We start from the raw sequence: 24396 nt of genomic DNA, 5'->3' as shown, positions 1-24396 counted from the left end.
TATGCTTTTCAGGGAAAGCGGGGAAGGATGACTTCTCGATCCAGGTTCCGCTCCGGGGCAAATCAGACGATGACAATGTATTCTGGGGAGGGGGGAGCGATAAATTCATCCACGGACATTCCCCCGTAGGTTTGGCCGCCAGAACGCTTACTTATTATTCATTTTGCGGCAACGCATAATTCTGGCAGTACAGGTAAGGGATCCCCTCTTTGGTAATCAGATACGTCTTGCTATTTAGCGCAAAATAATCGACGTTGGATACGCTGGTATTGGTCAGGAAAAAGTCGGGGAGCAGTTCCTGAATAAGGCTGGCGGGGGCTGTTTCGCGATTGGATATTTGTATTTTCTGTGAAATCCAGACCGGACTTGAGCCGTAGCTGGATTGTGTAAACAGGACCATGCGTTGCACGGTTTGCTCATTATTTCTGGCATCTTTGATGATGCCATCAACATTCACAATGCCTTTACTCCCGCCGATTTTAATATCAATAATCCCACGAAATGAGCTTGTATTACGTACTATTTCGATGGCTGAACGACAGGTCAGATTATGAAGTTCACCTGTGTTTTTATTGAACCGATAGACGGCAGTAACCATGAGCGCAGCAAAACAGATCAGCAGGATAACACCTGTCTGGATGCGGGATGTTCGCGGATATAAATTCATTAGCTATCATACCGGGGGTAATAAACCGACTGACAGGCGTTTTCTTGCCTGGTTTTCATCGGTGAGCGACATAAAAGCACTGACAATTTCTTTGACTCAGGGTAGGTCGTAATATAGATGAATTTATTGCTCTGACACAGCTCTGGATTTTTGTCGACAAACGCCGTATGCCGGGAGAAATTACTGGCATCGTTATTGAAATAATACTGACAGTCAGTTGGCGTTTTGCTGTCCTTGATATAGTCGGAAAAATAATCATCGCTGGCCTGCCATGGGTATAATATCAGCGCGCAAATTATAAGCGTCAGCGTCGCCATGATTATTTCTGCGGTGGTGAACAAAGATTGACGCGGTGTCCCAGGCAGCAGTTCCTCTGTAACGGTATCCGGGGCTACGGACTCTTCACCTGAAGAAGAGATACTCTCTGGCGTCTCAATCGCCTGAATGTCAAACGACTCCTGAATAATCAGCCCCTTACGAGGGATTGTTGTGATCAGTGGTTGTTCCAGATCCAGCTGCTGCAAACTTTTACGTAGGGAGAGAATGCTTTGATAAAAGGCATTGAAACTAACCTGACGATGATTTTTACCCCAGCCGAACTCCAGTAGTTCATTTTGTGAAACCACCTGACCGCGATGCTGAATAAGTAATAAAAGACATAATGAGGCTGAGTGTTTGAGTTTTATCTGCTGATTGGGTTGAGCTACTCGCGCCAGAGATTGTGTGTCTGGCGTAAATATGATTCTATTTTCAATCAGATAACTGACATTGCCAGTCTCAGACATAGTGTCTCTACTCTTAATGGTGCGCCAGGCGGTTGGTAAGTCATGATACCACTTAGCCCATAATAGCTACCAGCATGGACCCGATCCTACAACGAAGATCGCGAAGTGTTTCAAATTAGTATCATAATATACTAACAATGATAACTTTTTAATTAAAATAAAGTGAATATAAATCAATTGGTTGTGTCTTTTTGGCTATGCTGCAAAGAAGAGAAAGATGAAAGAGTGACCGCAAAGATGATTGCCATTAATTCTTTATGGACAGCGCAATATACTGCCTGACGCCACCACGCGAAAACATCATGTGTCTGAACGCGTCACGGCACCAGGGAATGCCGGTGGTAGATGTAGAGAAAGGATAAATGTCAGCCTGCTTGAAGGCTGACATTTATTTTGATGTTAAGTGAATTTTGATAAAGCCATAATTTGCGGTAGAGAGTCCCATGTTCCAGAAAGAAATTGAAAATGCTGTAGTACTTGTGGGTGATGAAATGAAGAAGTCAGAGAATGCCTGGCTGTCGTTACGCAAAAAACGCCAGCGTATTGATCTGAAGGTTGATGGAAATATCTTGTTTCTGGAGAAAGGGACCGTCTCTGTTTATCGTGTGGAAAATGACTTAGTCACCGTGAGTATTTCTGCTCCGGCCATACTCGGTTTGCCGCAAATGCGTACTGAAGTTGCCGGGCACTATTTACGTTGCGATACCGATTGCGAAATGTGGGCGATGAGCGTGCAGAATGCAGATCATATGTTTACCGCTAAAAACTTATGGAAGCAGGCGTTTGATATCTTAACGCATCACCTGCAACGCTATTTTCAGCGTGAAGCGTTGCAGTCCCATCGCACCATTCGTGAGCAGATTATTGAACACGTAAAATATATTTGGTCGATGGAACCTGAGGTGCGTGAGAAAACGTCCGTATATACCTTTATTTTGACCCGTAATCATATCTCCCGCAGCGCCATCCACAAGGTTTTACAGGAACTGGTTAATGACGGGAAAATCACATTAAACCGGGGAAAACTTTCCTTCTGTACTCCGTTATAAATTTATGCGCTCCCTGACATGATGAAAGGGAGCGCAGGCGATTAACGTTCTCTGAGTGCCTCCGCGCGAGCGCGAATAATCGGTTTTAACAGATAGCTGAGAATCGTTTTCTTGCCAGTGAGAATATCGACGCTCGCTACCATGCCGGGGATTACCAGCATCGGATGTTCTTTCGTTCCCAGGTAGTTTTTGTCCGTTTGCAGGCGAACAATATAAAAGCTTCGCCCCTGTTTATCGGTGACGGTGTCCGGACTTATCTGCACCACTTCGCCTTGCAGACCGCCATAGATGGTGTAATCGTAGGCCGTAAATTTCACCATCGCGTGCTGGCCCGGATGAAGAAAGGCAATATCGCGCGGCTGTATTTTGGCTTCGATTAACAGCTTGTCATCCAGCGGAACGATTTCTACCAGATCGCTGCCAGGCTGTATGACGCCGCCGATAGTATTCACCATCACCTGCTGAACGATACCCCTCACCGGTGAGGTGACCATCGTCCGGTTCACCCGGTCTTCCAGCGCTTTAACGCTGGCCTGTGCCTTGCTCAGGTTCGTGCGCGCCTCGTTGAGTTGCGCCAGCGCATCGCTCTGGAAACGGCCACGGCTTTCACCGATTTTATTCTCAATTTCGTTAATTTCTGATGCGGCCTTGGGCAGCGACAGGCTAATAGAATTGAGCTGCCCGGCTGTTTCCACTTCGGTACGACGCAGACGCAGTAGTTCAACTTTTGAAATGGCGCCCGAGGCGAGCAGCGGCTCGGACATTTTGATTTCCTGGCGTATTAGCCCAAGGCTGTGCTTGAACTGATCTTGCTTAGATTCAAAATCGCGCAGCTCCTGTTTTTTCTGCACCAGTTGTTCTTCCAGCCCGGATATTTCGTTATGAAACTGCTCCCGGCGGCTGTTGTACAGTTCGGTTTCTCCCCGTGCGACATCCGGCGCTTTGCTGGCAATCTCTGGCGAAATAACAAAGTCCTGGTTTTCAACCTCCGCCGTCAGACGTTCAACCTTTGCACGCAAGCCGAGTTTATCCGCTTCTGTTTCGCCGACGTTAGAGGCAAAGCGCGTGTCATCCAGGTGCAGTAATGGTGTTCCGGCGTTAACGATTTGCCCTTCATGAACATACAGCTCGGTGACGATCCCACCTTCCAGGTTCTGGATTTTTTGCAGTTTGGATGAAGGGATCGCTTTACCTTCCCCGCGGGTGACTTCATCGATTTTCGCAAAGCCAGCCCACACGAAAGACAACACCACCAGCGCGAGGATCGTCCACAGCGTCAGTCGAATCACTCTCGGGGAGTCATCAATAATGGCCTGGCTGACTTCATTGATACTGTCAGTTTGATTTTCATCACGGCCATGAAAGTAGTGCTGCATAGCACGGCGGGCACGAGCCAGGAAATCAGCGAGATGCATTAATTTGCCCCTTTTTCAACGCATCCATCACCACCGCTTTCGGGCCATCCGCGATGATGCGTCCTTTATCGACAATAATCAGGCGGTCAACCAGCGACAGCATGGAAGCGCGGTGCGTAACCAGTAATAACGTTTTGCCCGCGATGCAGGGGACCAACGCGTGTTTGATCTTCTCCTCGCTGGTGTTGTCCATCGAGCTGGTGGGTTCATCCAGTAACAGAAGAGGCGGATCCAGCAAAAGCGCGCGTGCAAGTGCTACCGCCTGCCGCTGTCCGCCGGAAAGTCGGGAGCCGCGCTCGCCAACCTGCAGGTTATAGCCGTCAGGATGCAAGCGCGCAAAATCGTTGACGCCCGCCAGTTCTGCTGCCCGCAGCATGGTTTCGTCATCGATATAACGCGCCCCGCACAGCAAATTGTCGCGTAGCGTGCCATTGAACAACTGGATATCCTGCGGCACGTAGCCGATGCTGTGGCGCAGATCGTTCACATCCAACTGACGAGAATCGATACCGTCGATCAGAATATTACCGGCGCTGGGTTGGTACAGATTGACCAGCAGTTTGCTGAGCGAACTTTTACCGGAACCACTGCGTCCGATGATGCCGATTCGTTCCCCAGGCTGAATGGTCAGATTAATTTTTTGCAGCGACAAGTTCTGTTGTTCCGGGTAGCTGAAATCGACATCGCGAAATTCTATGCTGCCCTGTAGCTGCTCACGTTTGAGCGGATTTTCATCCGCGCGACGCTCCTGCGCCAGCGACATCATTTTCTCGGTATTTTTGATGGTGAGCTTCGCCTGTTGATAGCGGGCGATAAGGCCGGTTAACTGACCCAGCGGCATTAATGCCCGGCCGTTGAGCATGTAGCAGGCGATAAGTCCCCCCATACTCAGTTTGCCGCCGATAATCATGTACACCCCGACGATAATCATCACCACCCCGGAGATTTGCTGGAACCAGCCGGTCAGGTTGCTCGCCAGGCTGGACAACGTTTTCACCCGTAACTCCAGGCGACTCAGGCTGCCCAGCGTTTGTTCCCACTGATACTGGCGCTCGCTCTGGGCATTATTCACTTTGATGGCATCCAGACTGCTCAGGGTTTCAATCAGCAATGCCTGGCGTTCGCTGGCGAGACTCATGGTTTTAGTGACTGCCGCGTTGACCGGTTTTTGTAACGCCCAACTGCACAACAAAGCAATCGGCAGCGTCAGGATCGGGATCCAGGCCAGCGCACCGCCAATAATCCCGATGACGATCAGCAGCAGCAGGGTGAAGGGCAGATCGATAATCGTCGTCAGCGTAAGTGATGAGAGGAAATCGCGCAGTGACTGAAACTCGTGAATATTCTGCGCAAAGCTGCCCACTCGCGCCGGACGTTCTTTCATCTCCATGCCGATAATGCGCTCAAACAGCGTTGAAGAGATGATGAGATCGCTTTTTTTCCCCGCAATATCAAGGCAGATACCGCGCAGCATTTTCAATATCAGATCAAAAACAAAAGCCAGGCAGATACCGACTGCCAACACCCACAGCGTGACCGTTGCCTGGTTAGGCACAACCCGGTCATAGACGTTCATGGTGAAGAGCGGTGTGCCGAGCGCAATCAGGTTGATCAGCAGGCTAGCCAGCACCGCATCCATATACAGGAAACGTGACAGCTTCAGCGTGTCTTTAAACCAGGATTTGGTACGTGGCAGAAAAGCTTCCGCCTGCAAATCGAATTCGTGACGGGGGTGGGCGAAAATGACCTTCCCGGCATAATTCTGCTCAAGCGTGACGCTGTCGATCCGAATTTCCCCACCTTCGCTTTCGCTGGGCATAAACCGGGCGCTGCCGTCATCGTTCCATGCCAGTAATACTCCGGTTCCGCCAGAACGCAGTAACAGGACCGCAGGCAGAGACATGACCGGAATTTTATCGAGTGCGCGCGTGACAACCCGCGCCTTTAAACCGGCCCTTGCCGCCGCGCGTGGAAATATATTCAGCGTGAGCCGATCGTTTTCTAATGGCAGCCCACTGCTTAATGTTGAACGACTCGCCGGTTTACCGTGTAACGCACACAGAATGAGTAAGCTATCTAATAGCGGATCGTCATTATAACTGCGGGGATCGTGATGTTGAGAATTAGGGCAGGCATAATTCCCGGATACTTCATTTAATAATTCAGCTTGTGCACTCATTTTCGCAACCATTACTGACCGTGCACGTTGAAATAATAGCAAGCTAATTATCAGCGTGCAGGTCAGAGATTTATTTTGGATTAATAATTATTAATGCAGATCCGGTAAGCTATTTTCTTCTTGTGAATCCACCGGTTGTTCTGATGGCGGCGGTGTGATTTTTAGAATATTCATTAATTCACCCGTGCGTTCGCTAATACGGTAGCCGCTGGTCATCGCCAGATAACGCAGTTCAACAAGGCGACGTTTAGAAGAAAAAACTTCATTTTCACTGTCGAGCAAATCCAGCAGCGTACGTTCGCCAAGACTGAATTGATCCTGATAAGCGGTGCGCACTTTGACGCTACGGTCGGCATATTCTTCCGCTGAAGGAAGCTGAGCGCGTGCGTTTTGTAACGCCGTCCAGGCCAGGCTCAGCTCCTGATTCAGCTGGCGTAGCGTGTTATTGCGTACGTCCTGCGCCTGTTTATGCAGATACGCGCGGGAGTTCATATTGGCTTTGTCGCTGCCGCCCTGGTACAGGTTGTAATGCAGTTTTACCATCGCTTCCCACTCTTCAGTATGGGCGCGGGTGGTGTCGGTGTTATTACTAATCCCGCGGGAAAGCTCAACGTCCACGCGCGGATAGAAGGTAGATTTCGAAGCCTCATACTGCTGATGCGCGGCTTCGATATCCGCATTGGCGGATTTCAGTAATGGGCTGTTTTTTTCCATCCGACTTTTGGCGTCTTCCAGCGAGGTGGGTAACTGAGAGTCAATACTCTCGGGCAGGCTTAAACCTTGCGGATCCATGCCTGTCACGCTGACAAAAGTGGTTTTCGCGTCTTCGAGATTCGTCTGTTCGGTCAGCAAATTATTACGCGCCTGCGCCAGACGCGCTTCGGCTTGCATAAAGTCCCCGGAGCGCCCAACACCCTGATCGGTAAGCAGTTTTATCTGGTCGTAAATGCGTTCGTGGTTCGCCAGATCGTCCTCAGCAAGGCGAACAAACTCTTCGCGTTGTAGCACGTCGAAATAGGCCTGAATGACCGCATAAGCGGTGCTTTCGCTGGTGTTCATCACGCTCCAGGCGCGCGAGTCAACGGTCGCTTTTTGCCGTGCAACTTCGCTGGAGGTGGCAAAGCCATTAAACACATTTTGCTCAAGGCTCAACGTCGCTTCGTTAGGTGACTGGGTCAGACCGTTATTACGTCCTGCCGCACGGGTGGTAGCATCATCAACATTTTTTCGCCCGGCTTCTGCGTTTAAATTGAGTGAGGGTAAATAGCCACCTTGAGCGGCCCGCAGTTCTTGCTCTGAAGAATAACGGCTATTTATTGCGGCATTAACTTCAGGATGATTAGCTAAAGCGTTTTTAACGGTATTTTGTAAGTCTTCTGCATTTACTGAGGATATTGAAAAGCATGAAAGCAGAAAAACTAAAAACTTCTTCATGACATGAATGCCTTATATGACACGGTTATGACATCCTGCTGTCGTCGCTATCATCCATTTTTACAAACACGTTATATTAATTAACAAAGGTAAATTGTCTTAATTGAAGCTTGTGGTCAGCTATTCTCAGACATGTTTTGTCACATCGTGTTTTATTTTTGGTTATTTTTTATTATATTCATTTGCCAGTCAAGTCTCATGTAATTGCATTCTTTAAAATGTGTTTTTTTCTACATTGAGATATTAATGTTTACATTAAATGAATGTGATATTTGTTCGTTAATATATTAACGATTTTATAAAAATAATGATGGTAATTAAGTGAGGTTACGGTGAGCAAATTACTCGGTGTGATCAAAGCAATCATTGGGCAGGTATACGTTGTCGATGCTAGTGGCACACAACGACTTGTTCATGAGGGCGACAGAGTATATAGCGGTGAGGAAATTGTGACCGGCGCCAGCGGCGCGGTGAGTCTCTCTTTACCAGACGGGAAGACGCTGGATATTGGCCGTAACAGCCATTGGGGCGAACACGGGCTACAGGTCAACCATAATCCAGAGCATGATGCCCAGGATATTGCCGCCGTACAAAAAGCCATTGCCGACGGCGCTGACCCGACGCAGGTGCTGGAAGCTACCGCGGCGGGTAATGACGCGCCGGTACAGCTTGAGGGCGGTGGCGGTGGTCACACCCTGGTTCAGCTTGAATTAACCGGACAGGTGGTTGATCCTACGGCGGGTTTTAATACCAAAGGTCTCGGCAGCCCGAACTGGGATATCAACTTGCCAGTTGGGGGAGCAGGCTCGGCGAGCGTTTTCCCGCCTGAAGTACAAATTACCGAGTTTGCCGGTAATGACGGTTTTATTAACAAAAGTGAATTCCACCAGACCCATTTAAGCGGCACCAGCAATCAAAATCACGTCACGCTTACCTTCACCGATAGCCAAAAAAACACATTCACCGTTGAGGTTCCGGTGAATAACGGTCACTGGAATATTAATACCGATCTGGGCGGATTAGTGCCAGGAAATGTCACCGTAGTGGCAATAGCGACCGATGTCACAGGACGAACGGCAGAAAGTGTCGATCATGCGCTGATTGATATTACCGGACCAGACATCAACATTAGCGTTGAAAGCGTCACGCCGGATAACCTCATTAACTACGCCGAGTCCCGCCAGCCGCAGACGATGATCCACGGGAGTGTCGGCGGAGATGCCAAACCAGGTGATCTCGTTACCTTATTGGTTGATGGTAAAGAATATACTGGCGTCGTTACTGACCCGGGCAATGACGCTCTGATTTATACCATTCCGGTAAAGACTCAGGGATTGCTGAACGACCCAAATATTCACGCCACGCTGACCTCTTTCGACGATGCCGGTAATCGCACAACGGTTTCTACCGATCATCATGTCGATAACGACCTATCCGCGCAAAACGCCGTGACTATTGAAGCAGTAGCGACTGATGATGTCGTCAATGCCAATGAGTTTCGTATGCCGACCGTCATTTCTGGCGTCGCCAGCGGCGATGCGCAAGCGGGCGACCCGGTCACGCTGACCCTTCAGGGCAAAGAATTTCATGGCACGGTTTTCGACGACCATGGACAGGTACGCTATGAGATCGTGGTGCCTTCAGCCACCCTGAAAGAGGGCGCGAATGAGGTGCAGGTGACGCTGGTCAGCCACGACGCACCAGGCAATGAAGCCATCTCCGTGACGCACCGTACCGTGGTACTGGACACCCAGGCGCACAACGCCCTGACGATTGATGACGTCACCGACGATAACACCCTGAACCGCGCTGAACTGTTTGCGCGCAACCAGCTTATCTCCGGAACCGTCAGTGGCGAAGACGCGAAGGTGGGTGACCCGGTACAACTGGAGCTTAACGGTCACCAGTACAGCGGTCAGGTGATCGCTCTTGGCAACAATACGCTGGGCTACCGTATTGCGGTTAACGCTTCCGACTTTGCCAATAACAGCATTCCGGTTGATGGGAACGTGGAAGTGAAGGTCACGGTTACCTCTCACGATGCGGCGGGAAACCTGGCGATCGCCACCGACACCCACAGCGTGCACATTGATAATCTTGCGACCAATCAGGTCAACATTGACGCGGTGGCGACGGATGATGTGGTCAACGCGATTGAACACCGCATGACCACGCTGATTAGCGGTGTGGCAGGCGGTGATGCCAGAGCGGGCGATGCGGTCACCGTCAGCGTACAGGGGCAAAACTATGCCGGAACGGTGGTCAATGATAACGGTCAGTTGCGCTATGAAGTGGCATTACCGAAAGGAACGCTGCTGGAAGGTAAAAACGATGTGGTGGTCACGCTGGTCAGCCACGATGCGGCGGGTAACGAAGTCACCGCGCTCGCGCACCGTACCGTCACGCTCGATACTCAGGCGCATAACTCGCTGACAATCAATGATGTAGATAGTGATAACACCCTGAATCGTAGCGAGCTTTACGCACGTAACCAGGTGATCTCCGGCACCATTGGCAGCAATGAAGATGCTAAACCTGGCGATCCGGTACAACTGGAGATCAACGGTCACCAGTACCGGGGGGAGGTAATCGATTTAGGCAATAACACGCTGGGCTACCGTATCACGGTAAACACCGCAGACTTTGCCAACAACAGCGTGCCGGTCGACGGTAACGTGGACGTGAAGGTCACGGTTACCTCTCATGATGCGGCGGGTAACCTGGCGATCGCCACCGACACCCACAGCGTGCACATTGATAACGTTGCCACCAATCAGGTCAGCATCGATGCTGTGGCGACGGACGATGTGGTCAACGCCATTGAAAACCGTATGGTAACGCTAATTAGCGGGGAAGCCGGTGGTGATGCTAAAGCGGGCGATGCGGTCACCGTCAGCGTCCATGGGCAAAACTATGCCGGAACAATCGTTGATGATGACGGGCAGTTGCGCTACGAAGTCGCGTTGCCGAAGACGGCCTTGCAGGAAGGTAAAAACGACGTAGTGGTGACGTTGGTCAGTCATGACTCGGTGGGAAATGAAGTTACCGTGCTGGCACACCGCACCATCACGTTAGACACGCAGGCGCATAATACTATCCGCATACATGACCTCACTGCAGATAATGCGCTGAATTACGAGGAACTGCTTGCGGCTAAACAGACGATTACCGGTTTTGTTGGCGGTGAGGATGCGAAGGTCAACGATCCGGTCTTACTGGAGATAAATGGTCATCAGTACAGCGGTAAGGTGGTTGATTTTGGCCGCGGTAAGCTGGGTTATCGCATCGATGTGGACTCTTCTGCATTTGCCGATAACAGCGGCCATGTTCTGACGAATGTGAATATTACCACAATGGTGACTTCTCATGATGCGGCGGGAAACCTGGCCATCGCCACCGATACGCATAAAGTTCATATCGATAACTATGCGGAAAACACCCTCAAGATTGACACAGTAGCGACGGACAATGTGGTGAACGCCAATGAAAACCGGATGCCCACCATTATTAGTATCGTAGCCGGTGGCGATGCCCGGGAGGGGGATGCGGTAAAAATAAGCGTTCATGGGCAAGACTTTAACGGCACGGTGATCAACGACAATGGTCAGTTACGCTATGCAGTGGTTCTGCCGCATGGAACCTTGCATGAAGGTAAGAATGCGGTAGTTGCGACCCTGCTCAGCCATGACGCGCTGGGCAACGCGGTGACCAGTGAATCGCACCGTATTATCACCCTCGATACGCATGCGCATAACGCTATCTCGTTGGATAACATTGCCACGGACAATGTCATCAATTACCAGGAACTGTCCGCGGCGACACAGCGCATTACGGGCATCGTCGGGGGGGAAGATGCGAAGGTCGGCGACCCGATCCAACTGGTGGTTAATGGTCATCAGTACGAGAGTCAGGTCATTGACCTTGGTCAGGGGAAGCTGGGTTACCGCATTGATGTGGACTCATCAGCGTTTGCGAACAATAGCGTTCATGTGCTGACAGATATCGACGTACAGGTCACGGTTACCTCGCATGATGCGGCGGGTAACCTTGCCATCGCGACTGACAGCCATAAAGTGCATATCGATAATTTTGCTAAAAACGTGGTGACAACCGCAGTGGTGGCATCCGATGACGTGATAAACGCCATTGAAAACCGCATGCCGACGCTGATTAGCGGTATCGCGAAAGGTCTGGATGCCAAAGCGGGTGACGTGGTGACTGTTCACGTGCAGGGGCAAAATCAGGACTTTCGCGGCACGGTGGTTAACGATCACGGCGTTCTGCGCTACGAAGTGTTTGTTCCAACGGGCGTGCTGCAGGAAGGCAGCAACGACGTAATGGTCAGGCTGGTAAGCCACGACGCTGCGGGCAATCAGGCGGTTGCTGTGGAGCATAGAACCGTCACGCTGGATACCCAGGCGCACAGCACCGTGGCTATTGATAAGGTTACTGACGACAACAACCTTAACCACCAGGAGCTGGATACGCCGATGCAGCTCATCAGCGGCAAGGTGGGAGGAGACGCGCAGCCTGGCGATGCGGTGATCGTTGAGATCAATCACCAGACGTTTAACGGCAAGGTCATCGACCTTGGGGGCGGACATCTGGGCTATCAAGTCCCCGTTGATTCAACGGCGTTCAGTGATAATAAGGGGCTCCAGGATAAAAATGTGTCCGTGAGCGTCACGGTTATCTCCCACGATGCGGTTAAAAATGAGGTCATTACCACCGCAACCCATGACGTCCATATTGATAACCATGCCGGGGCCAGTATCACCGTTGATACGGTGGCGGGCGATGACAAGCTCAACGGCGCAGAAGCCGCGAAACACCTCACTGAGGTGATGGGGACGGTTGGGGGCGGCGATGTGCATGTCGGGGATAAAGTTCAGGTTATCGTACATGGACATACCTACGAAACAACCGTTCAGCGACTCCCGGAGCATAACAATGCGCTGGGATATAAGCTGGACGTTCTGAGCCGCGATCTGGTCAAAGACCCGCATATCGTGGCCCGCGTAGTCGGCGAAGATAATGTGCATAATTTCCAGCAAGCGGAGATAACGCACGACCTGCTGGTTGATTTACATGCCAAAGCCATGCTGACAATTGATCCCGTCACTGGCGACAATATGATTAATGGTGATGAATCAAAACAACCATTCACGTATGTAACCGGGAAAGTGGCTGGGGATGTTCATGTAAATGACGTCGTTTATCTCACCGTGAATGGTCACGTCCTGACGGGGAAAGTGGGTGATACTGGAGGTGGGGTTCTCGGCTATAGCATTAAAGTCAGTACCGCCGATCTTATCTCCGATCCGCATCTGACCGCGACGGTCAGCACCACCGATGGCGCGGGCAACCCGGCGACCGCCAATGCAGAAACCACAGTGATTATCGATACCCGTGTCGATGCGCAGATAACCATTGATGCCGTGACGCCGGATAATACTCTGAACCTCGCTGAGCAGATGCATGGCTATACGATGGTGAGCGGGACGGTGAGCGAGGAAGTTCACCCCGGCGATCCGTTCTCCATGACCATCAACGGCCATACCTATTCCGGTGTGGTAGAGGATCGCGGTAATCAACAAATGGGATTCCACGTTCCCGTTGCGACGGCCGATCTGGTTGCCGATCCGCATATCAGCGTCACCATGGATATCACGGACGATGCTCTGAACCATGCGCAAATTACAGCGCATCATACGGTTACGCTGGACGCGCAAGCGCTGGCCTCAATCACCATCGATCCGGTAACGGGCGACGATGTATTGAATAAGATCGAATTGGGGCAAACCACGACGATCGTCAGCGGTACGGTGGGCGGTGATGCCAGGGTTAATGATGTGGTGCACCTGAATATCGGCGGCCATATGGTTGATGCGACGGTGACGAACCTGCCAAATCTGGGAACCTTGGGTTATTCCATTGGCGTGGATACGCAATGGCTGCAAAACGATCCGCATATCACCGCAACCATCACCACCACTGATGCGGCAGGAAATAACGCCACGGCAGATGCGCACAGCACCGTGATTATCGACGACCAGATTGACGCGATTGTTCATATTGATCCGATCTTCACTGGCAGCGGTGATGCGGTGATTAACCACGACGAAGCCCTTAAGCCGCAAACGACGGTTAGGGGTACGGTGGGAGGCGATGTCAAAATCGGTGATACGGTTGAACTCACCATCAACCATCAGATCTACTATGCGCAGGTGGAAGATCACAACGGCCAGCGGGCTTTCAGCACGAAGGTGTCGACTCTGGATCTACTAATGGATCCGCATATTCATGCCGAAGTGACGGCCAAAGATGACGCCGGCAATATTGCACACGGGCACGATGACATGCCGGTGCTGGTTGATACCGTTGCCGATGCCGGGATCACGATTGATAAGGCTTCCACTGGTTTACCGCCAGGTCAGACGGTCGCGAATAATCTGCTTCCTGGCTCCAGACCTGACTTTATCTCTGTATCCGGACATGTAGACCCCGATGCTATTTCGGGGGACACGATAACCATTACTGTCGGTCACGGAGTTGTCTATACCACCCATGTTGTGACTCTGGCTGATGGCACACTCGGTTACCAGGCAAACATTGGTACTGGTGATCTTGACGATAATGGCAATATTTTGGTTGCCATCACTACTCATGATAATCATGGCAATACAGCCACGGCGACGGAGCATAAATTTATCGATCTGCCCTGGTTACACCATACGGCAGTAATCGGCAATACCCCTTACGGATTCACTACGCCACCTGCGATCACTGTCCCCACCACGGGGACGGGAACCACGCAACCTCACCAACCGACCGTGCATCTTACCGTTGATAAGGTGGCGGGCGATGACGTTCTCAACCACGATGAAGCGCAAAAGGCGACGACGGCAATCCGTGGCCTGGTCAGCGGCGACGTTCAGGCCGGGGACGAAGTGATTGTCACCATCAATCATGTGCAGTACACCGGGCATGTTATGAGCATTCCGACGATGCCGGGACAGCTGGCATACGAAGTGGATGTGCCAACGAATGAACTGCAGGCGCACCCGATGTTTGATGTCTCTATCACGGCTGGGGCAGCGACAGATACGATGCAGAAAACCGTCACCGTCGATACGGATAACCTGCTGCAGATAACGATGGATAAGATCGCCGGTGATGATGTTATCAATGCGGCGGAAGCGCAAAGCGGTAAAACCACCATCAGCGGCACGGTCAGCGGCGAAGGGATCCACGATGGCAGCGTGGTGAGTCTGCAGGTCAATGGCAATACGCTAACTGCAGTCGTGCATGATGATAAACATGGTCACCTGGTCTGGTCGAAGAAGGTCAGTATCAACGATCTGCACAATAACCCGGATATTATCGCGACGGTCATGGCGACGGATGATAACGGCAACCTGGGTAGCGCCTCTGTCAGCAGCCATGTCGTGGTCGATCTGAGCGCTAATGCTGGCGTGACGATAGATAACATTGCCGGTGACAATGTGCTGAACGCGCGGGAATCGTTGCAACCTAAGATGACAGTAACGGGGTCGGTATCCGGAGATGTGCATCCCGGCGATAAGGTGACGCTGACGGTTAACGGAAACCCTTATGCGGCGACTGTCGATAATAACCATCACTACTGCGTCGATATTTACACCAAAGACCTGCTGGCCGATCGCACGATTGTCGCGACAGTCTCAGGATATGACGATCACGGCAACGTGCAGCCTGCCAGCTTCACGCAGGGCTATGCGATTGATAAGTCGGCAAGCGGCAGCGTGACCATCAACACCGTCGGCGGCGACGATATTATCAATGCTGATGAAGTGAAAGCCGGAAGCGTAGAGGTGAGTGGTACGGTGGATGGCGACGTGCATCTCGGTGATAAAGTCGCCATTCTCGTCGATGGCGTCACAGTACATACGCGTGTCATTGAGCTGCCGCATATGAACGGGCAACTGGGCTACAAAGCGATGGTGAGTACGGTCGGGCTGCAAAATGACCCGAATATTCACGTCAGCGTAGAAGGGCAGGATTCGGCGTTGAACCCAATGCATGCCGTAAACGACAAAACGGTCACTATCGATACGCAGGTTGATGCCAGCATCGTGCTGGATAAGGTGTCAGTCGATGATGTGCTGAATAACGAGGAAACTCAGCATGCGAAAACCACCATCAGCGGTTATGTGACCGGGGATGTGGATGTTGGCGATCGGGTGACCATCACGGTTAACGGTAAAGATCTGGTGGCTGATGTGAAAAACAGCGGCGGACAGAAGGTATTTAGCGTAGATGCCAGTACGGTTGACCTGATTCACGATCAAAAGATAACCGCTCACGTCACCGCCCATGATGATGCAGGTAACCGTGATGAGATCCAGACCGATAAGACCATCACTATCGACAGGACCGCTGCAGGAACGATGGATATTGATAGCGTCACCCAGGATAACGTCCTGAATCATCAGGAACTCCAGGGAACGATGGTGAGGGTAACCGGGCATCTTGGCGGCGATGTGGATGTATGGGATTCGATCAAATTAAAGATTGGTGGTCATGAATATACAGGTTCGGTAGATACGTTGGGGGAATGGTGAGCGGGTTTATCATGTCGATGTAGACAGCGATGTGATGAAAGCGAACACCGCATTCTCGGTTGAGGTCAACGGTCATGATGCGCCAGGTAACCCGTACTCAAAGACAACGTCCCACACCTATGCAGTGGATCAACAGGCAGACGCCACGCTTATCGTGGATAAACTCACCGGAGATAACCACATCTCACGTGCGGAAGCACAGGGGGCTATCACCCATATCACCGGCAGCGTGAGCGGTGATGTGCATGATGGGGAGCATATTAAAGCGCTGGTTAATGGGCATCAGTACGATGCGATTCTTCATCAGGGCAATAATGGGCTGACCTATGACATTGAGGCCGAGACCTCAGCGTTCCGGGCAGGTCATAACCGAGTGAGCGTATTGGTCGAGGCGCATGATGACCACGGCAATATTACACCGTATACGCAAACGCTGAATGTGACGATGGACGATCCGGCACCACACAAAGGGCATACGGCGGATAAAGGAAATCATGCCGCGATGAAACATGCGCTGCACAACCTGTTCGACGATAGCGCGTTATCACTCTCTTACGCCCCTGAAGCGACCGGACACGGGCAGGCAACTGCCGTGTTGAGCGCTGACGATAAGGCGAAGGCCATGCTCGATAAAGTCGATCTCAGCGATCTGGCGCGTGAGCTGCACGAAGGCGTGGATATTGCGAAGTACATTCAAAGCGGCGGCGATCATCATCAGATCGCCAGTCCGGCGAAGGTCGCGCATGGCATTGATACTGCGCTGTCTACTCATGCAAGCGGCGATCTGCATTCTGCGACCTACTCGTTGGATCACCTGATAGCCAAACCCGATCACAACCCGACTCACTAATCGTTGCTTGCTGCCCTGTGCGAACAGGGCAGCGGCATCAGGGTATACGAAATGAAAGACACTGATATGAATTCTGGACCACACGCGCAGGCAGCAGGCGCTGGTAAAAATGCTGAAAATGACACCCAACAGACGTTAGAGATGCTGCAAAAAAGCGACCTGGAGATGGTCCGCGTGCTCGACGATCTGATTTACCTGCTGATCCGTAAAGGCGTGATTGCCATTACCGATCTTCCGCCGATGGCGCAGGTTAAATTAATGAATCGCGCGAACGCGCGTCAGGAACTCGGTGGACTGGAACAACTGCTTGGTAGTGATGACCGTATTTTTTAGCTGATGCAGGCAGCCGGTTTGTAGGCCGGATAAGCGAAGCGCTGTCCGGCGATATACAGGCTGCCTGCTGTTATCACAACGGCGTGGGTTCACCTAATAATTGACCCATTGCGCCATCAATCCCTAACTCCTGCAGTACCTTAAGCTCGCCTTGTGTTTCAACACGTTCGGCAATCAGCGGCAAATCAATACTGCGCGTGGCGCTGCACAACACTTCAATAAACAAACGTTTATCGTTTTCTTCATCAATATTACGGATATAGCTGCTGTCGATTTTCAGATAAGCAAGCCCCCACTGCGACAGATGACCGATCATGTTGAAGCGACTGCCGAAGTGTTGCAGACCGAGCGCGCAGCGATGCTGGCTTACAGCTTTGACAAATGCTGCCATCTGATGTGGCCCAGGAAGCTGATTTTCATCCAATTCCAGAATCAGCTGGGTGGCTATACGCGGTGCATAGCGCAGCGGATTGAGCAGGTCAGCAATGGCGTTTGCGCTGGCGACAGAACTGCCTGAAATACTCAGCGCTAATTTCCCCGGTGCAGTTTTTAGTTGGTTCAGCGTCAGTTTCAGCATCACTTTATCGAGGCGATGGCTCCAGCCAAAGCGGTGGATCCACGGCAGGAAACGACCGGCGGTAATGGTATTGCCCTGTTCGTCAATAATGCGCGACAGCACTTTGTAATGCAGGATTTTGTCGGGCGAGCAGCAATCCACAACGGGTTGATAAACCAACTGGAATTGCTGATTTTCCAGCGCATGCTCGAGGCGAACAAACCACAAATGCTGATCTTCGGTAGCCGCTGGCACCTCGGTGGTGGGTACCACCTGATGGTCGGTATGTGTTTCTGCTTCCACCAGCAGGCGATCGGCCTGGATCAGCAATGACTGCGCGTTATCTCCGGCGCTGAATGGCACCATGCTGGTATAGGCGACCGGCTGTTGGTCTGACATACCGGTGGCATAAAAGGCCGTCAGTTTCTGACACAGCGAATTGCCCATGTCCAGCATTTCACCGTGCGTAACCCCCGGACAGAGCAGGGCGAACTCGCCGCCGCGAATGCGGGCGAGGGTGCTGTCGAGAGAGGCATATTTTTCTTTATGCGCGTCCAGCAGGTTAGCGATGTTGAGCAACAGCTTATCGGTATGCGGTCCGCCAAAACGCTGATTCAGACCGCCTAAATCCTGAACGCGAACCAGCATCAGATACCCTGGCGCCGTATCGGCATCACTTAGCCGCGCCTGAAACTGCATATCGAACGCGCGGCGGTTGGCAATTCCGGTCTGGCTGTCGAGATAAGCTTCATTGTGCAGACGTTCGCTATAGACAGCTTGCTCTTCAAATAACGACTTGAGCTTCGCTGCCATCAAATTCATGGCGTTAACGACACGGCGTAATTCCGGCGTTTTTGGCAGTTCCTGTAGCGTCAGAAACTCGCGGCGGGCAATGGCTTCTGATTGTTTTGCCAGATAATTGAGCGGGCGCAGCAGTTTGCGCAGCAGCAGAATGCCAGCGATTAAACAGGCGAGACTACAGGACAGCATCCACAACAGATTGCCTAAGGTATTGTCCCACAGACGCTGTACGGCAAAGATCGGATCGCTGGTCACTTCTACGCGAGCGGCCTGCTGCCAGCCGCGCATAATGGTCGCCTCGCCGGTTTGCGGAGTTACATCCACCAGATTAACAAACCAGCCGGGAACATCGGGAATCGACGCCGCTGCGCGGCGCTCAAGCATCGTTTTACCGTTTTGCAGATCGACAATACGGATTTTTTTGTAGTAACCGCTGTCGAAAATGGAGCTCACCATTAGCTCGATCATCGCCGGATCGTTGACGTTGGGCGTCAGCGAAACGCCCAGCGCAGTTGCTGCATCCTGGGCATGTGAAAGGAGTTGGTTATTGGACTGATCGCGAGAGCTTTCTAACGTCACGATAAAATTGCCGCTAAACACAACCATCATAAAGAGAGAGATTGTCAGGAGTAACTGTTTAAAAAGAGACACAGGTGATTCCTATTTATCCATCGGGAAGCCCTCTTCCCGCATTTTGATGAAAACTTGCTGCCAGCGAGAAAGTCTCTTGCTGTCCCCAACGCGCTTATTGTTCTGATTGCCCGGAAGCCAAAGGCCAGTGTTGTTAAAGGAGTACACGGGTAATAAATCCATACGCTGCGTAGCTGGTGAAATGGTATTGGTCAGGCTGTCGAGTACCAGAGGAATTGCTTCAGGCGTGAGGTACCAGGCCAGTACCATATGCGCCCGGTTATAACGCAGGGCCTTAACATAAGTGATGCGTAGTTTGTCTTCGGAGATGCCCAACTGGCGGAGAGTGAAATATTTAGCGATCGCGTAGTCTTCGCAATCCGCTTCGCCTTTGCGCAGTGATTCAATGGGGGTTGCCCAGTAATCGACGTCATGCCAGGCATCAATATCTTCGGTATAACGGAGCTTATCGTTAAAAAATTGGTTTACGGCGTGTAATTGTGTTTGTTCGTCTGCATTACGCAACTGGAGCAACAACTGCTGCCAGGCCTTGATCCGCCGTTGCGCTTGCGGACTTGCGGGACCGTAAAGCGCGTCGGATTTCTGCTGGATGCTGGCAAAATCCCAGGCGGCGCGCAGCGAATGGACCGTCAATAGCAACAGCAGCACCCCAGGGATTTTCCACAGGCGCAGCAAGCGGTGGTGTAACGAGCGGCTGATAGTGTTCAATTATTATGCTGACAGCTGGCTGGCGACAGGATTTTCATCTTTTCGCAGGACCAGGGAGACAGCCACTTTTTGCGTAACTGCGCGTTGATCGGTGAGGCGAAGAAATCTTTCAGCGTGCTGTTAACAAACGTCACGAACTGCGGATCGTTTTTCCTCATCATAATGGCATAGTGCATATCATTGCCGATGCTCTGTGCCGACACGCTGAACAGTTCCGGTTGCTCGCTATCCTTAATTAACGGCCAGGCCAGCACATCATCAAGGAATAAGGCGGCGGCTTCATTATGCGCCATCTTGTCAAACGCACCGTTTATCGTGGTGGTAGTAATTGTCGAAATATTAAGATGCTGCTCTCTGTTGGTTTTATTAAACTCCAGCAAATCTTTTGAGCTTCCTGGCAGGCTCACCGTGCGGCCTTTAAGGTCGTCAATCGAGTGGATATTATTTTTACGTAACGCAATGATGCGCATTTTTGCGATGTAATAGTTGAGAGAAAATGAGACGCTGGACATCCGCTCCGGCGCATTGGTATTTACGCTACAGTCCATATCAATTTTGCGCGTGTTTAATGCGGTAAAGCGTTCCCCAAAGCTCACGGGAATATAATGAATAGTTAAGCTGTTGAGCTTAAGATACTGGCGCAACTTATCGGCAATTATGTTACATACCGCAATGGTATAACCCGTGACCTTGCCATTGTGGTCGGTAAATGAAAACGGCGGCAACTGGCGATAGCCCACGTTTAGCACGCTGCTGTTTTGAATATAGTCGAGCGTCGCGGCGTTTTGCTGCGCCATCAGCGCAGGAGAGATGACGATACCTGCCAGTAGGAGCAGCCATTGCACCTTACGTTTCACCCTTGCCATCTCACGATTAATTATATTTTTCATAATCAAAACTGATCTTCTTTTTAGCAGCTGTTAGTGCTTTCAGGTTATCTGACATGGGAATGTTTAAATTAATGGCTTTTGGCGGAATCGGTGACTGAAACCATTTATTGTACAGCGCAGTAAATTCGTTGCTGGTCATCAGAGAGGAGAGTGCATCATCAACAAACTCTTTAAATTCTTTATCATGTAACGGGAGCAACAGTCCTGCCGGAAGGGGGGCGCTGAGCGCGATATCGGAAAGCGCATAATCTTCAGGGTTTGGCGTTTGTGCAATCATCCCTTTAAGTAATACCGTGCTGGAGATCAGTGCTGAATACTCACCGTTCTTCAGTTCGTTGAAGGCCGTAATATTATTGGTGTCGAGTTGAATATTAATATCCAGATCATTCGCGGCATTCACTTTTTGCAGTTGCTCAACGTAAATCGTACCGCTTTTTACCAGTACGCTATGTCCGGAAAGTTCAGCCAGGTTATCGTTGCTTTCGGTTTTTCGCATCACAAAGCGGGTGCTCGAAAAGTAAAACGGCAGGGAGAACTCGCTCATGCTATGCCGGCTTTGTGAATAAAAGGCAGGTATACACATGATGTCTGCCATGTGGTTTTTAATCAGCACAAACTGCGATGCTGAATTGGCTTTTACCCACTCTATTTTTAGGTTTTTTAGCTGAAGCTTTGTCTTGAGCGCGCTGACGATACTGTTGCAGATATCAATGGAGTAGCCCGCAGGGGTATTTCCATTTTGCCAGGAGAAGGGAAACGCATCATCCTGATAGCCAAGGGTAATGGTTTTCTTGCTGGCGATTTGTTCAAGCGTATGCAGTTGCTTATCTGCCATGCATGGCGTGGCCACTGCCAGCAGTACAACCATCATGAGCAGGCGTTTTGTCAGGCGAAAGATGTCAGGCATTGCTCAGACCTTCTTCAATAGCCTCTTCGGCAAACGCGGAAAGCACCTCACGTTCGCGAAGCGGGTAGCTAAAGAAATAGCCCTGAACATTCTGACACTCTATGTCGCGCAGAATGTCGCGCTGTTGCGCGGTCTCTACCCCTTCCGCGGTGACCGACATATTGTACTTATGGGCAAACTGAATCAGCATCACAATCAAATACTGGCTGGCATTATCCTGCTGCAGTTTATCGACCAACGTGCGGGCGATCTTGATGCGGGTGAAAGGGTAGATCAGCAGGTAATCCAGCGCCGCATACCCAGTACCCAGATCGTCCATGGCAATTTCGATACCCATAGCGCGGATCTCTTGCAGTACAGGTAAGGCGATTGATCTATCCAGTTTCTCGGATTCGGTAATTTCTATTTCAAGGCGTTCTGCCGCGAGTTGGCTGATGCGTAAGGCGTCTTTGATCACATCAACCAGCCCCGGACTGTGCAACTGGTAGGCCGATATATTGATGGCAATTCTGGTGCGCTCCGGCCATTTAGCCGCCGCTTCACAGGACTGACGAATAATCCATTCACCTAAACGCACAATCAGGCCGGAACTTTCGGCTATGTTGATAAAATAATCTGGATAAATTAGTCCCTTGGTGGGGTGATTCCAGCGGATCAGCGATTCATAGCCATACACGCTTTCATCTGCCAGGTTTATGATTGGCTGGTAGTGAAGTTCGAACTCCTTGTTATCAATACCATCAATGATTTCCTGATTAATAAACAGGCTGTGGGTCTGCTTCATCACCATGCCGTCTTCAAAGAAATGGAAGCAGCCGCGGCCATGATGCTTAGAGGCATACATAGCAAGATCGGCATTGATCATCAGTGTCGAGGTATTGTTGCCCTGATATGGCGCGGTGGTGATACCGATGCTACAGCTGATGGAAAAAGTATGCGTGCTCCAGGTGAATGGTGTACTCAGCGCACGAATAATGCGTTTTGCCAGACGATTCGCCTCTCTGATGGCATTGTCGCTGACATGTTGCAGGATGGCGAACTCATCACCGCCCAGACGTGCCGCGATGTCGTTGGGTCCCAGCAATAACTGCAGACGCTGGGCAACGCTGATTAACAACTCATCTCCGGCTTTATGGCCGAAGGTATCGTTGACTGGTTTGAAATTGTCGAGGTCAATCAACAGCAGGTTGAACGGTTTTTCATCCAGATGAATTTCACTGACGCGCTTATCTAACGCCTGGCCAAACGAAACGCGGTTGGGTAGGCCGGTCAGCGAATCATGATGGGCCATATGCTCCATCTTTTGCGACATTTCATGCATGCGTTGTAGATAACCGCGCTCTTTCATCGCGACGCGCAATTTTTCAATCGCTCCTGCAAGATGCCCAATCTCATCGTCCTGATCAAGATAGGGGGTAATGCAGTCGGTCTCCTCATGGGCAATGCGGGTGAGGGAGTTGATCAGCAGTGGAACCGGACGGAATAAACGACGCATAAACATCGTAACTAATGCCAACGTCACCAGCATAATCAGGATGAAAATGATGCAGCTCTTTTTCAGCATTGCATCGTAGGTGGCGTATAAATCGCTTTTTTTACCGATGCTACTTATCAGGCTCCCGAGGATCTCACCGGAAGGCGTCAAAATTGGCACGGCGCTGATAAAACACTCTTCGCCATTAATCTGGGCGAAACCAACATAGTAATTGACCAGCACATCGCGCGGCAGACGACCAGAGAAGGAAATAATTCCTTCGCCATTTTCAGACTTGTTGTTAATCCCAACATACCCTTTTTCCGGCGTATAGAGAAACAGCCAGGTGGGGCTGTGCGTCTGCACGGATGCCAACGCCAGGACGTCTACCGGGTTATAACCGGTTTGCAGAATAGAGTCGGTGTCGCCAAGTTGTCTGTCGGAGACGATGCGGGAGATCTGCCCGGCATCGCTGGTTTCAACCGAAACGGTAGTGTATACGCTGCGAATGATATAGGTCATAATCTGTGCATTCGCCTCAGCGCGCTGCACCCACTGCTGATAAGAAAAGTTGTCTATCAGGCTCCAGTTGGTAAAGGCGCCTGCGCTAAAAGCAATAACGATACCCACCAGCAAAAATTGCGTTATTTTGCCAGTGATGGAATGTTGCCACCCTTTTATTGCTTTAAGGGAAAACAGAGACTTTGCCACGGATTATGTTAATTCCTGAATTGATTAGGCGATACTAAATTTATTTCTGCTATTTCTTAATGGAATGTTATTGTTGCAAATAAGTAGATGAATGATGTGAAACGCAATGACGTAACAAATAACTAACATTGAACCAGCGTGAGTAATGGCAACAATAACGGTATGCGAATATAGATAACGCTGTGCTTTTCGTCAATAGGTAAAAATGTTCATAAAAATACATTTTTCATTACGCCTCATCCAGGATATTAATGTTGACATTAAAACGACCGGGAGTGTTTTTTGTTTGTACTGGTTGGAGGGGTGATGAAGTTGTCAGTAAGGTGTGGTTTTTATATTTGGCATCAATGGATTAGCTATGCTATTAAGTGAGTGTGCTGTAG

At 50.7% G+C, this 24396-nt stretch carries 14 protein-coding genes; 4 read left to right on the top strand and 10 right to left on the bottom strand.

Translation table 11 applies throughout. The annotated features are described in order from the left end of the window. Positions 1-154: 154 nt before the first annotated feature. Both FDX11_RS07665 and FDX11_RS07660 read right to left on the bottom strand, forming a co-directional pair. Positions 155-667, bottom strand: a complete 513-nt coding sequence (locus FDX11_RS07665) for a hypothetical protein (protein WP_042310661.1) — start codon at positions 665-667, stop codon at positions 155-157. Beyond that, positions 667-1452 (bottom strand): winged helix-turn-helix domain-containing protein, encoded by a 786-nt coding sequence (locus tag FDX11_RS07660; RefSeq protein WP_137397713.1) that lies wholly within the window; start codon positions 1450-1452, stop codon positions 667-669. Before FDX11_RS07660 ends, FDX11_RS07665 begins: the two co-directional genes overlap by 1 nt. Positions 1453-1895: 443 nt before the next feature. Between FDX11_RS07660 and FDX11_RS07655 the strand changes: the two genes are divergently transcribed. After that, positions 1896-2501, top strand: a complete 606-nt coding sequence (locus FDX11_RS07655; protein WP_042310657.1) for a helix-turn-helix domain-containing protein — start codon at positions 1896-1898, stop codon at positions 2499-2501. Positions 2502-2542: 41 nt separating this feature from the next. Here the strand turns inward: FDX11_RS07655 and FDX11_RS07650 are convergent, their stop codons facing one another. The 3 genes from FDX11_RS07650 to FDX11_RS07640 all read right to left on the bottom strand — a co-directional run bounded on the left by FDX11_RS07650 (position 2543) and on the right by FDX11_RS07640 (position 7529). Beyond that, positions 2543-3916, bottom strand: a complete 1374-nt coding sequence (locus tag FDX11_RS07650) for an HlyD family type I secretion periplasmic adaptor subunit (RefSeq protein WP_137397712.1) — start codon at positions 3914-3916, stop codon at positions 2543-2545. Beyond that, positions 3903-6095 (bottom strand): type I secretion system permease/ATPase, encoded by a 2193-nt coding sequence (locus FDX11_RS07645; RefSeq protein ID WP_249360716.1) that lies wholly within the window; start codon positions 6093-6095, stop codon positions 3903-3905. The genes FDX11_RS07650 and FDX11_RS07645 overlap by 14 nt, the downstream gene beginning before the upstream one ends. 90 nt (positions 6096-6185) lie before the next feature. After that, positions 6186-7529 (bottom strand): TolC family outer membrane protein, encoded by a 1344-nt coding sequence (locus FDX11_RS07640; RefSeq protein WP_137397710.1) that lies wholly within the window; start codon positions 7527-7529, stop codon positions 6186-6188. Between the two features lie 332 nt (positions 7530-7861). On the opposite strand from FDX11_RS07640, the gene FDX11_RS07635 reads away from it, so the two are divergent. From FDX11_RS07635 to FDX11_RS07630, 3 genes are all read left to right on the top strand, one after another. Further along, positions 7862-16132, top strand: coding sequence for a retention module-containing protein (locus FDX11_RS07635; protein WP_249360715.1), 8271 nt, complete (start codon positions 7862-7864; stop codon positions 16130-16132). Between the two features lie 34 nt (positions 16133-16166). Continuing rightward, complete coding sequence (locus FDX11_RS25395) at positions 16167-16982, top strand: Ig-like domain-containing protein (RefSeq protein WP_249360714.1); 816 nt, start codon at positions 16167-16169, stop codon at positions 16980-16982. A gap of 66 nt (positions 16983-17048) precedes the next feature. Next, positions 17049-17315, top strand: coding sequence for a hypothetical protein (locus FDX11_RS07630; RefSeq protein ID WP_042311152.1), 267 nt, complete (start codon positions 17049-17051; stop codon positions 17313-17315). A gap of 73 nt (positions 17316-17388) precedes the next feature. On the opposite strand, the gene FDX11_RS07625 is transcribed toward FDX11_RS07630, so the two are convergent. Genes FDX11_RS07625 through FDX11_RS07605 form a run of 5 tightly spaced genes read right to left on the bottom strand, consistent with a single transcriptional unit; the run spans position 17389 to position 24013 of the window. Further along, positions 17389-19323, bottom strand: coding sequence for an EAL domain-containing protein (locus FDX11_RS07625; RefSeq protein ID WP_137365336.1), 1935 nt, complete (start codon positions 19321-19323; stop codon positions 17389-17391). 9 nt (positions 19324-19332) lie between these two features. After that, positions 19333-20022, bottom strand: coding sequence for a cysteine protease LapG (lapG, locus tag FDX11_RS07620; RefSeq protein WP_371414796.1), 690 nt, complete (start codon positions 20020-20022; stop codon positions 19333-19335). 5 nt (positions 20023-20027) lie between these two features. Continuing rightward, entirely contained in the window at positions 20028-20921 is an 894-nt protein-coding gene (locus FDX11_RS07615) for a transporter substrate-binding domain-containing protein (RefSeq protein WP_137397708.1), read from the bottom strand. Beyond that, entirely contained in the window at positions 20905-21828 is a 924-nt protein-coding gene (locus FDX11_RS07610; RefSeq protein WP_042310646.1) for an amino acid ABC transporter substrate-binding protein, read from the bottom strand. The genes FDX11_RS07615 and FDX11_RS07610 overlap by 17 nt, the downstream gene beginning before the upstream one ends. Next, positions 21821-24013: a bifunctional diguanylate cyclase/phosphodiesterase gene (locus tag FDX11_RS07605; protein WP_042310643.1), complete on the bottom strand. Its 2193-nt coding sequence runs from the start codon at positions 24011-24013 to the stop codon at positions 21821-21823. Before FDX11_RS07605 ends, FDX11_RS07610 begins: the two co-directional genes overlap by 8 nt. Positions 24014-24396 lie beyond the last annotated feature (383 nt).

This window comes from Citrobacter sp. wls714 (genome assembly GCF_005281025.1).
GTDB lineage: Bacteria > Pseudomonadota > Gammaproteobacteria > Enterobacterales > Enterobacteriaceae > Citrobacter > Citrobacter werkmanii.
This window is presented reverse-complemented; position numbering and strand designations above follow the sequence as displayed.

Bases quoted from the DNA above. Each gene is read 5' to 3' on its own strand.
- FDX11_RS07665 (WP_042310661.1), bottom strand. From the start codon at position 667: ATGAATTTATATCCGCGAACATCCCGCATCCAGACAGGTGTTATCCTG.
- FDX11_RS07660 (WP_137397713.1), bottom strand. From the start codon at position 1,452: ATGTCTGAGACTGGCAATGTCAGTTATCTGATTGAAAATAGAATCATA.
- FDX11_RS07655 (WP_042310657.1), top strand. From the start codon at position 1,896: ATGTTCCAGAAAGAAATTGAAAATGCTGTAGTACTTGTGGGTGATGAA.
- FDX11_RS07650 (WP_137397712.1), bottom strand. From the start codon at position 3,916: ATGCATCTCGCTGATTTCCTGGCTCGTGCCCGCCGTGCTATGCAGCAC.
- FDX11_RS07645 (WP_249360716.1), bottom strand. From the start codon at position 6,095: ATGAGTGCACAAGCTGAATTATTAAATGAAGTATCCGGGAATTATGCC.
- FDX11_RS07640 (WP_137397710.1), bottom strand. From the start codon at position 7,529: ATGAAGAAGTTTTTAGTTTTTCTGCTTTCATGCTTTTCAATATCCTCA.
- FDX11_RS25395 (WP_249360714.1), top strand. From the start codon at position 16,167: ATGAAAGCGAACACCGCATTCTCGGTTGAGGTCAACGGTCATGATGCG.
- FDX11_RS07630 (WP_042311152.1), top strand. From the start codon at position 17,049: ATGAATTCTGGACCACACGCGCAGGCAGCAGGCGCTGGTAAAAATGCT.
- FDX11_RS07615 (WP_137397708.1), bottom strand. From the start codon at position 20,921: ATGAAAAATATAATTAATCGTGAGATGGCAAGGGTGAAACGTAAGGTG.
- FDX11_RS07610 (WP_042310646.1), bottom strand. From the start codon at position 21,828: ATGCCTGACATCTTTCGCCTGACAAAACGCCTGCTCATGATGGTTGTA.